Below are 13,756 nucleotides of genomic sequence, written 5' to 3' on the forward strand. Positions count from 1 at the left end.
AGCCACCTGGGTCGGGCAGCGCACTGACCTGAAGACTTCCGCCAGGCCGTACGGACAAGACGTACGGAACCGGCGGCCATGGACTACAGCTCCCGTGTGGCGAACGCGCCCCGGAGGCCGGTTCCGCGCTATCCGCGCGGAGCCGTGCCGGACCGGACGTCAGCCGCGGCGCCCGGGAGCGTGACGGGAGAACCGCCCGCATGCTCAACACCGAAAACGAGAACACCCCCACCGCCGACACCGGCAGCCCGAGCGACAACCTGCCCCCGCGCAGGCGTCGCCGCGCCGCCTCCCGGCCGGCCGGCCCGCCCGGCGGCGCTGCCGCCGCCCCGGAGGCGCCCGCCGCCGAGGCCGCTGCGGTCGCTCCGGTCGAGGAGGAGGCTCCGGCCGCCGCTCCGGCGCCGCGTGCCCGTCGTCGCGCCACCCGCGCGGTGGCGGCTCCTGCTGCCGAGGCTGCCGAGGCCGTGGTCGTGGAGGCCCCGGCCGCGCCCGTCGTGGAGGAGGAGGCCCCGGCCGCCGCTCCCGCGCCGCGTACCCGCCGCCGTGCCACCCGCGCCGCCACCGCCCCCGAGGCGCCCGCCGCCGAGGCCGCTCCGGCCGCTCCGGTCGAGGAGGAGGCTCCGGCCGCGGCCCCCGCGCCGCGTGCCCGTCGTCGTGCCACCCGTGCCGTGGCCGCTCCGGCGGCTCCTGCTGCCGAGGCCGTCGAGGCCGTGGTCGTGGAGGCTCCGGCCGCGCCGGTCGTGGAGGAGGAGGCTCCGGCCGCCGCTCCCGCGCCGCGTGCCCGTCGTCGTGCCACCCGTGCCGTGGCCGCTCCGGCGGCTCCTGCTGCCGAGGCCGTCGAGGCCGTGGTCGTGGAGGCTCCGGCCGCGCCGGTCGTGGAGGAGGAGGCTCCGGCCGCCGCTCCCGCGCCGCGTGCCCGTCGTCGTGCCACCCGCGCGGTCGCCGCTCCGGCGGCTCCTGCTGCCGAGGCCGTCGAGCCCGCCGCGGTGGAGGAGGAGGCCCCCAAGGCCGCCCCCCGCGCCGTGACCGTCGCCGACGCCGTGGACTCCCCCAAGCGCGGCGGCCGCCGTCGCGCCACCCGCTCCTCCGCCCCGGCTGGCCCGGCCGCCCCGGCCGCCGCCGCCGAGACCGAGGCGCCCGCCGCCCCGGCGGAGCCCCGTGCCCGCCGCGCCGCCCGTCCCGCCGTGGCCGTCTTCCAGGCCCCGGTCTTCGCCGAGCCGATGTTCCAGACCCCGGAGACCGCCGCCATGGCCGCCGCGGCCGCTGCCGCCGCGCAGCGGGCGGAGGAGGCCGAGGAGGAGGAAGAGACCGAGGAAGAGACCGTCGCCGAGGTCCAGGCTCCGGCCGCCGCGCAGCCCGCCGGCCGCCGTCGCCGCCGTCGTGGCTCCGCCGAGCCCGTGGCCCAGGCCGCGCCGTCCGGCCCCGTCTCGCTGGCCGACGTAGAGCTCGTGGACGAGGAGCAGGAGGCCGAGGCCGCCGAGCTCGACGAGGACGAGGCCGACGAGTCGGGCGAGCGCCCCTCGCGCCGCCGCCGTCGTGGTGGCCGTCGCCGCCGTCGCGGTGAGTCCGCCGACCTGGACGAGTCCGCCGACGAGGACGCCGAGGCCGAGGCCGAGGCCGCCGAGCAGGAGGAGGAAGAGGAAGAGGAGTCCGACGAGGCCCTCGGCTCCAGCTCCAGCCGCCGGCGCCGCCGCCGTCGCCGTCGCAGTGGTGACGGCGCCGCCGACACCGAGGCGGGCGACGAGGACGGTGTCCGTACCGTCGTCAAGGTCCGCGAGCCGCGTCCGGCCCGCGAGCGCAGCGAGTCCACCTCCTCCGACGAGGTCCAGTCCATCAAGGGCTCGACCCGCCTGGAGGCCAAGAAGCAGCGCCGCCGCGAAGGCCGCGAGCAGGGCCGCCGCCGCGTCCCGATCATCACCGAGGCCGAGTTCCTGGCCCGCCGCGAGGCCGTCGAGCGCGTGATGGTCGTGCGCCAGTCCGGCGAGCGCACCCAGATCGGCGTCCTTGAGGACAACGTGCTCGTCGAGCACTACGTCAACAAGGAAGAGGCCACCTCGTACGTCGGCAACGTCTACCTGGGCAAGGTCCAGAACGTGCTGCCGTCGATGGAGGCCGCCTTCATCGACATCGGCAAGGGCCGCAACGCGGTCCTGTACGCCGGTGAGGTCAACTTCGAGGCGCTCGGCATGGCCAACGGCCCGCGCCGCATCGAGTCCGCCCTCAAGTCCGGCCAGTCGGTCCTGGTGCAGGTCACCAAGGACCCGATCGGCCACAAGGGTGCCCGCCTGACCAGCCAGGTCTCGCTGCCCGGCCGCTACCTGGTCTACGTGCCCGAGGGCTCGATGACCGGCATCAGCCGCAAGCTGCCCGACACCGAGCGCGCGCGCCTGAAGAGCATCCTCAAGAAGATCGTCCCCGAGGACGCGGGCGTCATCGTGCGCACCGCCGCCGAGGGCGCGAGCGAGGACGAGCTGCGCCGTGACGTCGAGCGCCTGCAGGCCCAGTGGGAGGACATCCAGAAGAAGTCGAAGCAGATCTCGACCTCTTCGCCGAGCCTGCTGTACGGCGAGCCGGACATGACCGTCCGCGTCGTGCGCGACATCTTCAACGAGGACTTCTCGAAGGTCATCGTCAGCGGTGACACCGCCTGGGAGACCATCCACGGCTACGTGAACCACGTGGCCCCGGACCTGGCCGGCCGGCTGTCGCGCTGGACCTCCGAGGTCGACGTCTTCGCGACGTACCGGATCGACGAGCAGCTCGCCAAGGCGCTCGACCGCAAGGTGTGGCTGCCCTCGGGCGGTTCCCTCGTGATCGACAAGACCGAGGCGATGATCGTCATCGACGTCAACACCGGCAAGTTCACCGGTCAGGGCGGCAACCTCGAAGAGACCGTCACCCGGAACAACCTGGAGGCGGCCGAGGAGATCGTGCGCCAGCTGCGGCTGCGCGACCTGGGCGGCATCGTCGTCATCGACTTCATCGACATGGTCCTGGAGTCCAACCGCGACCTGGTCCTGCGGCGCATGCTGGAGTGCCTGGGCCGCGACCGCACCAAGCACCAGGTGGCCGAGGTCACCTCGCTGGGCCTGGTGCAGATGACCCGCAAGCGGGTGGGCCAGGGTCTGCTGGAGTCCTTCTCCGAGACCTGCGTCCACTGCAACGGCCGCGGTGTCATCGTGCACATGGAGACCCCGACCGCGGTCGGCGGCGGCGGCAACGGCAAGCGCGCCAAGCGCCGCGGTGGCCGGGCCCTGGACCACGAGCACGAGCACGAGCTCGATGTGATCGAGACCGTCGAGACCGACGTGTTCGAGGCCGAGACCGAGGCCGAGGTGGCCGCCGAGGTCGCCGCGCCGCGCGCGCTCCCGGAGCCGGAGTTCGTCCCGGGCGAGGAGCTGTACGGCAGCCCGGCCGAGGCCGAGGCCGCCGCGGGGGTGAGCGGGCGTCGCAACCGTCGCCGTGCCACCCGCAAGGCGACCGCTCCGGCGGGTGCCCCGCGGGCTGCGGAGCGGGCCGCGGCCCCGGTGCAGGCTCCGGTGACCCCGGTCGCCGAGGCCGAGCCGGTCACCGAGCCGGCCGACACGGTGCTCCAGCCGGCCGTCGAGGCCGTGGAGACCGCCGTGGCTGCGGAGCCGGCCGAGGCCGCGCCGAAGGGCCGTACGCGTCGCCGTGCGACCCGCAAGGCCACCGCGCCGGAGCCGGTCGCCGAGGCGCCCGTCGAGGCGGAGCCCGCGCCGGTCGTCGAGGCCGCGCCCGAGCCCGTCGTCGAGCCCGAGCCGGTCGTCGAGGCCGTGACCGAGGCCGCTGTGGCCGAGGTGGCGGAGCCGGTGGCCGAGCCGGTCGTGGAGGCCGCTCCGGCGCGTCCGCGCCGCCGTGCCACCCGCAAGGCCACCGCGCCCGCCGGTTCCCCGGCAGGGGCGGCACAGGCGGCCGTCGTGGTCGTCGAGGCCCCGGCCGCCGAGCCCGAGCCCGTCGTGGCCGCCGAGCCGGCCGCCGAGGCCGAGCCGGAGGCGGCGGCCGAGCCCGCGGCCCCGGCGAAGAAGGCCGCCCGCAAGGCTCCGGCCAAGAAGGCGACCACCACGGCGAAGAAGGCCCCGGCCAAGAAGGCGGCGGCCGCGAAGAAGACCGTCGCGAAGAAGGCGACGGCCAAGAAGACCGTGGCGAAGCGGGCGACGAAGAAGACCGCGGCGGCGGAGCAGCAGACCCCGCCGTCCGTCTCGGCTCCCGCCGAAGCCTGATCCGCGTGACGCCCGTGGGCCCCGCCGAGCGGCGGGGTCCACGGGCGCGCGGGGCCCGGTTTGACCCCCTGGAACCGGCCCCGTAACCTAGACCGTCGGCGTGTCTTGAACGATTACCCGTTCAGCGTGCGTCGCGCTCCTGAGCACCTTCCTCCCGCATCGACCGCGCAAGCGGACGGGCCACGGGAGAGGCCGCTCGTCCAATTCCGGATCACCGTGGGCCCCGGCCCGCGTGAGCGGCTGGCTTCAGGAGCATCCGTCCCGAGTGAGAGAGAGATCCGCGTGTACGCCATCGTGCGCAGCGGTGGTCGCCAGCACAAGGTTGCTGTCGGCGACATCGTTGAGGTTGACAAGATTTCCACTGCCAAGGTTGGCGACACGGTCGAGCTCTCGACCCTGCTCGTTGTCGACGGCGACGCCGTGACCAGCGACCCGTGGGTGCTGGCCGGGATCAAGGTTCAGGCCGAGATCGTGGACCACCACAAGGGCGCCAAGATCGACATCCTGCGCTACAAGAACAAGACCGGCTACCGCCGTCGCCAGGGTCACCGTCAGCAGTACACGGCGATCAAGGTCACCGGTATCCCCACGGCTGCGAAGTAAGAGGGACTGAGACATGGCACACAAGAAGGGCGCATCGTCCACCCGGAACGGGCGCGATTCCAATGCTCAGCGGCTCGGCGTGAAGCGCTTCGGCGGTCAGGTCGTTTCCGCTGGTGAGATCCTCGTTCGCCAGCGCGGCACCCACTTCCACCCGGGTTCGGGTGTGGGCCGTGGCGGCGACGACACGCTGTTCGCGCTGCAGGCCGGTTCGGTCGAGTTCGGCACGCACCGTGGCCGCAAGGTCGTCAACATCGTTCCGGCCGCCTGATCCAGCTCCTGCTGAATCTCAAGCGTTCGTAACACCCCGAGGGCGGATCTCGTCTCTTCCCGGCGCATGCCGGGAAGAGAGGTCCGCCCTCGGCGCGTTGTCACATAGACACGTTTAATGGGCAGCAAGGCCTGCCCGGGACATTCCCGTATGTATCTGGAGGAACACCCATGACCACCTTCGTGGACCGCGTCGAGCTGCACGTCGCCGCGGGTAACGGGGGCCACGGCTGCGCCTCCGTTCACCGGGAGAAGTTCAAGCCGCTCGGCGGCCCCGACGGCGGCAACGGCGGCCGTGGCGGCGACGTCATCCTGGTGGTGGAGCAGGCGATCACCACCCTGCTGGACTACCACCACAGCCCCCACCGCAAGGCCACCAACGGCAAGCCCGGCGAGGGCGGCAACCGCTCCGGCAAGGACGGCCAGGACCTGGTCCTGCCCGTGCCGGACGGCACCGTCGTCCTCGACAAGGAGGGCAACGTCCTCGCCGACCTCGTCGGCCAGGGCACCACCTACGTGGCCGCCGAGGGCGGCCGCGGCGGCCTCGGCAACGCCGCGCTGTCCTCCGCCCGCCGCAAGGCCCCCGGCTTCGCGCTCCTCGGCGTCCCCGGCACCACCGGCGACATCGTCCTGGAGCTCAAGACCGTCGCCGACGTGGCGCTCGTCGGCTTCCCCAGCGCCGGCAAGTCCTCGCTGATCTCGGTGCTCTCCGCGGCCAAGCCGAAGATCGCGGACTACCCCTTCACCACCCTCGTCCCGAACCTGGGCGTGGTCACCGCCGGCTCGACGGTCTACACCATCGCCGACGTCCCCGGCCTGATCCCGGGCGCCAGCCAGGGCAAGGGCCTCGGCCTGGAGTTCCTGCGCCACGTCGAGCGCTGCTCGGTCCTCGTGCACGTCCTGGACACCGCGACCCTGGAGACGGACCGCGACCCGGTCGCCGACCTCGACGTCATCGAGGAAGAGCTCAAGATCTACGGCGGCGGCCTGGAGAAGCGTCCGCGCCTCGTCGTCCTGAACAAGGTCGACATCCCCGACGGCCAGGACCTCGCCGAGATGGTCCGCCCGGACCTGGAGGCCCGCGGCTACAAGGTGTTCGAGGTCTCCGCCGTCGCCCGTACGGGTCTCAAGGAGCTCTCCTACTTCCTCGCCGAGGTCGTCGCCAAGGCCCGCGCCCGCAAGCCCAAGCAGGAGGCGACCCGCATCGTCATCCGGCCCAAGGCCGTGGACGACGCCGGCTTCACCGTCACCTACGACGAGGTCGAGGACGTCTACAACGTGCGCGGCGAGAAGCCGGAGCGCTGGGTGCGCCAGACCGACTTCAACAACGACGAGGCCGTCGGCTACCTCGCGGACCGCCTCAACCGCCTCGGCGTCGAGGACGCGCTGAAGAAGGCCGGCGCCCGCGCCGGCGACGGCGTGGCCATCGGCTCCGACGAGAACGCCGTCGTCTTCGACTGGGAGCCGACCATGATGGCCGGCGCCGAGATGCTGGGCCGCCGCGGTGAGGACCACCGCATGGAGGCCCCGCGTCCGGCCGCCCAGCGCCGCAGCGAGAAGGAAGCCAAGCGCGGCGACTCCGCCCAGCAGGAGTACGACGAGTTCCGTCCCTTCTAGGGGCACGCGCACACGTTTGAACTCCGCTTTACGCCGTTCGCCTAGGATCCTCCGGGTGAGCAGCAGCGATTCCAGCAGTGACGCCACCACGGGCGGCCCCGCCGTCTCCGTGGTGGTGATCGCGTACAACGACGCCGGGCTCGTGGGCGAGGCCGTGGCCTCGGCCCTCGCCCAGGGCCCGGTGGTCGCCGAGGTCATCGCGGTGGACGACGCCTCCTCGGACGGGACCGCGCGGGTGCTCGACGCCCTCGCCGCCGAGCACCCCCGGCTGAAGGTCGTGCACCGCACGGAGAACAGCGGGGGCTGCGGCACCCCGCGCAACGACGGGATCGCGGCCGCGAGCGCGCCGTACGTCCTCTTCCTGGACAGCGACGACGTCCTGCCGCCGGGCGCCGCCGAGGCCCTGGTCCGGGCCGCCGTCACCCACCGCGCCCCCGTCACGGTCGGCGCGTGCGTGCGCCGCGAGCTGCCGGAGGGCCGCGAGGTCCCCTGGATGCCCGGCCTGTACACCCCCGGTGAGGTCGTCGAGCGGCCCGCCGACCGGCCCGAGCTGGTGCGCGACACCCTCTGCGTGAACAAGCTCTACGAGCGCGCCTTCCTGGAGAAGCACGCGATCCGCTTCCCCGACGGCCGTTTCGTCTACGAGGACTTCGTCTTCACCTCCCGCGTCCTGGCGGCCGCCCCCCGGATCGCGGTCGTCGGCGACCTGGTCTACGTGTGGCACGTGCGCCGCAGCGCCGCCCAGGTGTCGATCTCCCTGGCCCGCGCCGACGTCGGCAACTGGCGCTCGCGGATCGCCGCGCACACCGTCGCCTCCCGGACCCTCGCCGAGGCCTCCCCGGAGCTGGGCCGCGCCTGCCAGGCCAAGTTCCTCGACTACGACCTGCGCATGTACCTGCGCGAGCTCGGCGAGGACCCCGGCTACCGGGCCGCCTGGTGGACCCTGACCCGCGACTACCTGACCGGCTTCGCGGACGCCGACATCGAGGCCGCCCCCGCCCGGGCCCGCTGGACCGCGCGCGTGCTGCTGGCGGTCGAGACCCCGCCCGCCGACCTGGAGCGGCTGGTCCGCTTCGCCGCCGAGCCGCCCCGGCTGCTGCCCCCGTACGCCACCGGCGACGGCGGCGGGCCGGTGTGGAGCACGGAGCTGCCGGTGCCGCTGGACGGACTCGACGGCCTGCCCCTCGCGGAACTCCCCGTCACCGTCGACGCCGAACCCGCCGGGCGCGGGGCGGTCCGGATCCGGGTGCACGACCTGTACGGCCGCCTCGCCGCGGCCGGTCCGCGCACCGTCCGGCTGGACTTCCTGCCCCGCGCGGGCGGCGCCGCCGTCGCCACGCGCCCCGTGGAGCTGCGGGCCGCCCCCGACGGGGACGGCTGGAGCGCCGAGGTGCCCTTCCGGATGCCCGCCCTGGCCGCCACGGGACGCCGCCGCGGGCTGCGCGGGATGCAGGCCTGGGACGTCCGGGCGGGCGTGGAGTGCGGCGACGGGAGCTCCCTCGTCACTTCGCTGCGCCCCCTCGGCGGACTGCTCCGGCGCCGGGCGCTGCCCAGCAGCCGGTACGGTGTTCTGCTGGCGCAGCCCTACCGCACGGCCGCCGGAGCGCTGGCCCTGCGCCTCGCGCCCGGTGCCGGGGGCGCGCTGACCTTCGTACGCAACCGCCTCGACCGCGCCCGCACGCGCAGGTCACGCTAGAGCTCGGGAGATACGCATGACTTTCCTCATCACCGGTGGGGCCGGCTACATCGGCTCACACGTCGTCCGGGCGATGCTGCTCGCGGGCGAGAAGGTCGTGGTCTTCGACGACCTCTCCACCGGCAACGAGCACCGTGTCCCGGAGGGCGTCCCGCTGGTGACCGCCTCGGTGCTGGACCGTCTCGCCCTGGACCGGGCCATCGCCGACCACCGGATCACCGGTGTGGTGCACCTCGCGGGCAAGAAGCAGGTCGGCGAGTCCGTCGAGAAGCCGCTGTACTACTACAACGAGAACGTCCAGGGCCTCACGGTCCTGCTCCAGGCCGTCGCCGCCGCCGGGATCCGCAACTTCCTCTTCTCCTCCTCCGCCTCGGTCTACGGCATGCCCGACGTGGACCTGGTCACCGAGGAAACGCCCTGCGCCCCGCTCAGCCCGTACGGCGAGACCAAGCTGGCCGGTGAGTGGCTCGTGCGGGCCGCCGGCAAGGCGCACGGGATCTCCACCGCCTGCCTGCGCTACTTCAACGTGGCGGGAGCGGCCACCCCGGAGCTCGCGGACACCGGCGTCTTCAACCTCGTCCCGATGGTGTTCGAACGCTACGACGCCGGCGAGGGCGCCCGGATCTTCGGCGACGACTACCCGACCCCGGACGGCACCTGCATCCGCGACTACATCCACGTCGAGGACCTGGCGGACGCCCACGTCGTGGCCGCCCGCCGCCTCGCCGAGTGGGCCGCGGCCGGGGACCACAAGGACCTGACGGTCAACATCGGGCGCGGCGAGGGCGTCTCCGTCAAGGAGATGGTCGAGCTGCTGAACGAGGGCACAGGCCACACCTACGCCCCCACCGTCACCCCGCGCCGTCCCGGCGACCCCGCGAAGGTGGTGGCCTCGGCCGACCGGATCGCGGCCGAGCTGGGCTGGAAGGCCCGGCACGACGTCCGCGAGATGGTCACCTCGGCCTGGGCGGGCTGGCAGGCCAACCGCGCGGCCGCCGCCACCGCGCACAAGGACCTCCACACGGTCTGAGCCCACCCGGCCCGCACCACGACGAAACCGCCCGCCCCGGATCCGGTCCGGGGCGGGCGGTTTCTTCGCGTGATCAGTGGCGCACCTGGCGGACCGGGCGCACCTGGCGGACCGGGCGCACCTGGCGGACCGGGCGGACCGGGCGGATCAGCGCTCCAGGAACGCGAAGAGCTCTTCCCACCGGTCGGTGATCTCCTCGCTGGAGTAGCGCCGCACGTGCCGGAAGCCCGCGTCGCCGAGCCGGTCGCGCAGGGCGCCGTCCGTCATCAGCGCGTCCAGGTGCGCGGCCAGCTCCATGGTGTTGCCGAGACGGGCCAGCAGCCCGTCCTCACCGTCCCGCACGATCTCCCGGACGCCCGGCGCGCAGTCGAACGCGGCCGCGGGCAGCCCCGCCGCCATGGCCTCCAGCAGGGTGATCGGGAACCCCTCCGCACGGGAGGCCTGGGCGAAGACGGAGGCCTCGCGCAGGGCGCCCAGCACGTCGCTGGTGCTGCCCATCCACTCCACCGACTCGTCCAGCCCCAGCTCGGTGCAGTGCCTGCGCAAGGTGGCCTCCTCCGAGCCCGCCCCGTAGATCCGCAGGGTCCAGTCGGGGTGGCGCGGCACGGCGTCCGCCCACGCGTCGAGCAGCAGGTCCATGCCCTTCTCGAAGGAGAGGCGGCCGACGCTCGCGACCACCTTCGCCGTCCGCGGAGCGGGCTCGTCGGGCATGAACGGCAGCGGGTTCGGCATGCTGTCGACGTTCTCCATGCCCGCCCGGATCCACAGGTCCGCGTCCTCGGGGGTGAGCACCAGGAGGCGGTCGGCCTCGGAGTAGAAGCGGCGCACCCGCTCGCCCCGGGTCGACTTGTTGCTGGCCTCGAACGACTCGTGGCTCATGCCGATGACCGAGAGCCCCTTGGTGTCGGCGAGGGACACCCACTCCATCGCCCAGACCTGTGTGACGATCACCACGGCGCCCGGCGCCGCCGCCCGGAACATCCCGGTCAGCACGTCCGCCTTGGCCCGCATCTGCGCCCGCCGGGACGCCTGGCGGCGCCGTTCGGGGGCGTTGAGGCGGCCCTTGACGCCGTGCAGCCGGCGGGCCTTGGGCGGGTGGGTGGCGTAGAGCGTCGTCATCTCGTACGGGAGGTCGGCGGGCAGCTTCTGCCGGATCTCCTCGGCGACCGGCGCGATGCCGACGACGTGCACGCGGTGGCCGCGCCCGCTCAGCAGCCGGGCCATCTGGTGGGACCACGTGGTCACACCGCCGAGCTCGTCCACGCTGTTGGAGACGAGGAAGACGTCGCGGCCGCCCTCGGTGGCGGTCTGCTGGCTCACTTGCCGCTCCTGGTGAAGAACTTCTCGACGATCTGACGGGCGGCGTCCCCGCGGTCGTACTCGCCGAACTCGCTGAGGAAGCGCTGGCGGGCCTCCGCGTACTTGGCGTCCGCCTCGTCGAAGGCGCCGACGGCCTGCATCAGCTCGTCGGCCGTGGCCACCACGGGGCCCGGCGCCTTCTCCTTGAGGTCGAAGTAGGTGCCGCGGATGTCCGTCGCGTACTTCTCGTAGTCGTACGCGAAGAACAGCATCGGCCGGTCCAGCACCGCGTAGTCGAACATCACGGAGGAGTAGTCCGTGATCAGCCCGTCGGCGAGCGCCAGCAGCGGGGTGATGTCGTGGTACCGGGACACGTCCACGACGCGGCCCGCCACCGACGGCGGCAGCGAGACGCTGTTGAGGTAGTGGGTGCGCACCAGCAGGGTGAAGCGGTCACCTAGCCGGTCCGCGAACTCCTCCACGTCGAAGGGGAACTCGAAGCCCTCCACCGTGCCGTCCGCGTTCGCCCGGAACGTCGGCGCGTACAGCAGCACCTTCTTGTCCGGGTCGATGCCCAGCTCGGCGGCGAGCGGCCCGCGCACCCGCTCCCCGCTCTGCACCTCGGCGCGGTGCGCCTCGACCAGGGCGTCGTTGCGCGGGTAGCCGGTGCGCAGCAGCACCTCGTCGCGCAGCCGGAAGCCCTTGGCCAGGGTGCGGACGTCGTGCTCGGAGCGGATCAGGAAGTGGTCGAAACGGTCGACGGCCGCCTGGAAGCGGTCCTGACCGGCCTTGCCCTGCGCCTTGGTGCGGGGCTCGTGGAAGCCCATCCGCTTGAGCGCGGAGCCGTGCCAGGTCTGGATGTACGTGGTCCCGGGGCGCTTGGCCAGGGCCAGCGGGAAGCCCTGGTTGTCGACCCAGTACTCGGCCTGGGCCAGCGCCCGCAGGTACGGCCAGCTCCAGCGCCGCACCAGGGTGGCCTCCTTGGGGAAGCCGGTGGGCTTGCCGCCCGCGTAGGACCAGATCGCCTCGAAGGGCGCGCCCTGGCGCACCATCTCCTCGTAGATCGCCTTCGGGCTGTCGCTGTACTGCTTGCCCATGTGGCTCTCGAAGACGACGGTGCCCTTCTTGACCGGCAGCTTCGAGAAGACCTCGTGGTAGAGCTTGACCTTCTGCTCGCCCGAACCGAGGTTGCGGCGGGCCTTCAGGGCCCGGCGCAGGCTGCGCTTGACGACGCCGGCGGCCTTGCCGTGCATGGCGTTGTTGAGCAGCGCCTGGGTGCGGACGGCGGCGCGGCCCTCGGCGGTCAGGACGTAGGAGAGGTTGCCCTTCTTGGTCATCTCCGGCTCGAAGCGGTCGGAGACCAGCCGGGTCAGGCGCGGACGGACCCGCAGCCGGGCCGCGGACTCCAGGTCGACGCCGCCGACCGAGACGCGCGTGGTCATCCGGTCGCCGCCGGCCGTCAGCTTCAGCCGGACGTCCCAGACGGCGTCGATGATGCCGAGCGGACGGACCGTCGAGGCCACGTCGGCCGTGGTGCTCCACTCGATCGTGTCACCGGCGTGGCGCACGGTCGTCACGGGGAACGTGAACGAGCGCACCCCGATCTGGCGCCGGGCCCGGAACTCCAGGGTGGCCTTCAGCGGAGTCTCGGCCTTGATCCGGCCCAGCGGGTTCACGATCCGGCCCGCGAGGGTGACGGTGCCGCGGCCGTCGTCCTCGTACGAGGTCAGCCGGTTGCCCAGGGCCAGCGAGGACAGCGGGGCGGTGTGGTAGCCCTGGTCGGTGACGTCCAGTATGCGGCGGCCCTCGTCGTCGGCCGGGTCGTCGATGTGCCGTGCGCACCAGTAGACGCGGCCGTCGCGCTCGGCGAGCGGGGAGCACAGCCGGCCCTTGTTGGTCATCGCGTCGGCGGCCGGCAGGAGGTTGTCCCAGTCCTCCTTGCCCAGCAGGTAGGCGCAGATGGCCTGGAGGTGCGTGACGTTCTCGTACGCGGCCGGGTCGATGCCCGCCAGGTAGCCGTTGGCGAGCCGGGCGAACTCCTGGCGGTACGCGTCGCCCAGCAGGGGCAGGTCGCGCAGGTGGAGCACCAGGTCGTGCTTGAGGAACTTGGCGTCCTTCGCGGACTTGATGGCCGTGTGCCCCTTGGCGGCCAGCAGCTCGTCGACGCGGCGGTGGATCTCCATCCGGTGGACGAAGTTCGCGATCTCGTGGCGCCGGTTGCTGATCGACAGCGCGGAGGCCTTCTCGACCACGTTCCAGAAGTACACGTGGTTGGGGATCAGCGTGATGCGGCGCGCGGCGACGTACGCCTGCGCCGAGAACAGCAGGTCCTCGTAGTGGATGCCGACCGGGAACTCCAGGCCCTGCTCCAGCAGGAACTCGCGCCGGTAGCACTTGTTCGTGGAGAGGGTGTCGTAGACCAGCAGGTCCGGGTACTCGGTGATGGAGTCCAGCGTGCGGGTGCGCGCGTAGATCCACGGGTACCACTCGGTGGTCTTGTTCCAGCGGTTGTCGAGGTGCACGCGCACGCACATGCCCGAGACCAGGTCGGCCCCGGTGCGCTCGGCCGCGGCCAGCATGTTCCGGCAGGCGTTGCGTTCCAGTACGTCGTCGCTGTCCAGGAACATGACGTACCGGCCGGCGGTCTGCCGGATCCCGTGGTTGCGGGGCGCGCCGCACCCGCCGCTGTTCTCGGGCAGCCTGAAGGCGCGCACCCGCTCCGGATGCGCCGCCGCCAGCTCCTGGGCGACCTCGTACGACCGGTCCTTGCTGCAGTCGTCCACGATCACGACTTCGACCCCGCGCAGGGTCTGGTCCAAAACCGACTGGACGGCTGTCGGCAGACGCTCTGCGTCGTTGTAGACGATGACGACCACGGAGACGTCAGGCACGTGCACCTCGATCCCTTCGTTCCATTCCGCTTATCCAGTCAAAGCTACCGTGTGCCGCACGCGACTCGGGCAGGCCGACGTCCGGCGTGCATACTTCTAAGGAGAGGTGAGT

Annotated in this window: 8 protein-coding genes; 6 read left to right on the forward strand and 2 right to left on the reverse strand. The window is 72.8% G+C overall.

The genetic code is table 11. The annotated features are described in order from the left end of the window. Positions 1–200: 200 nt before the first annotated feature. From SLAV_RS24500 to galE, 6 genes are all read left to right on the forward strand, one after another. Positions 201–4,241, forward strand: coding sequence for an Rne/Rng family ribonuclease (locus SLAV_RS24500; protein ID WP_100660957.1), 4,041 nt, complete (start codon positions 201–203; stop codon positions 4,239–4,241). 282 nt (positions 4,242–4,523) lie between these two features. Further along, positions 4,524–4,844 carry a 50S ribosomal protein L21 gene (rplU, locus tag SLAV_RS24505; RefSeq protein ID WP_030159347.1) on the forward strand — a complete coding sequence of 107 codons (321 nt, stop codon included), beginning with the start codon at positions 4,524–4,526 and terminating at the stop codon, positions 4,842–4,844. A 13-nt stretch (positions 4,845–4,857) separates the two neighbouring features. Beyond that, complete coding sequence (gene rpmA, locus SLAV_RS24510; protein ID WP_030013081.1) at positions 4,858–5,112, forward strand: 50S ribosomal protein L27; 255 nt, start codon at positions 4,858–4,860, stop codon at positions 5,110–5,112. Positions 5,113–5,282: 170 nt separating this feature from the next. Beyond that, a complete protein-coding gene (gene obgE, locus SLAV_RS24515) occupies positions 5,283–6,728 on the forward strand; it encodes a GTPase ObgE (protein WP_030229659.1) in 1,446 nt (481 codons plus the stop codon). 55 nt (positions 6,729–6,783) lie between these two features. Next, entirely contained in the window at positions 6,784–8,424 is a 1,641-nt protein-coding gene (locus SLAV_RS24520) for a glycosyltransferase family 2 protein (protein ID WP_051840795.1), read from the forward strand. 16 nt (positions 8,425–8,440) lie between these two features. Then, positions 8,441–9,454 carry a UDP-glucose 4-epimerase GalE gene (gene galE, locus SLAV_RS24525; RefSeq protein ID WP_030229662.1) on the forward strand — a complete coding sequence of 338 codons (1,014 nt, stop codon included), beginning with the start codon at positions 8,441–8,443 and terminating at the stop codon, positions 9,452–9,454. 147 nt (positions 9,455–9,601) lie between these two features. Here galE and SLAV_RS24530 read toward each other — a convergent pair whose 3' ends face one another. Then, a complete protein-coding gene (locus SLAV_RS24530) occupies positions 9,602–10,774 on the reverse strand; it encodes a glycosyltransferase (protein WP_030229663.1) in 1,173 nt (390 codons plus the stop codon). Continuing rightward, entirely contained in the window at positions 10,771–13,650 is a 2,880-nt protein-coding gene (locus tag SLAV_RS24535) for a bifunctional glycosyltransferase/CDP-glycerol:glycerophosphate glycerophosphotransferase (RefSeq protein ID WP_030229664.1), read from the reverse strand. The genes SLAV_RS24530 and SLAV_RS24535 overlap by 4 nt, the downstream gene beginning before the upstream one ends. Positions 13,651–13,756: the final 106 nt, after the last annotated feature.

Origin of the sequence: Streptomyces lavendulae subsp. lavendulae, assembly GCF_002803845.1 — a bacterium.
GTDB lineage: Bacteria > Actinomycetota > Actinomycetes > Streptomycetales > Streptomycetaceae > Streptomyces > Streptomyces lavendulae.

What these genes read in the sequence shown, in the direction of transcription:
- rpmA (WP_030013081.1), top strand. Translation starts at nt 4,858, where the DNA reads ATGGCACACAAGAAGGGCGCATCGTCCACCCGGAACGGGCGCGATTCC.
- SLAV_RS24500 (WP_100660957.1), top strand. Translation starts at nt 201, where the DNA reads ATGCTCAACACCGAAAACGAGAACACCCCCACCGCCGACACCGGCAGC.
- obgE (WP_030229659.1), top strand. Translation starts at nt 5,283, where the DNA reads ATGACCACCTTCGTGGACCGCGTCGAGCTGCACGTCGCCGCGGGTAAC.
- galE (WP_030229662.1), top strand. Translation starts at nt 8,441, where the DNA reads ATGACTTTCCTCATCACCGGTGGGGCCGGCTACATCGGCTCACACGTC.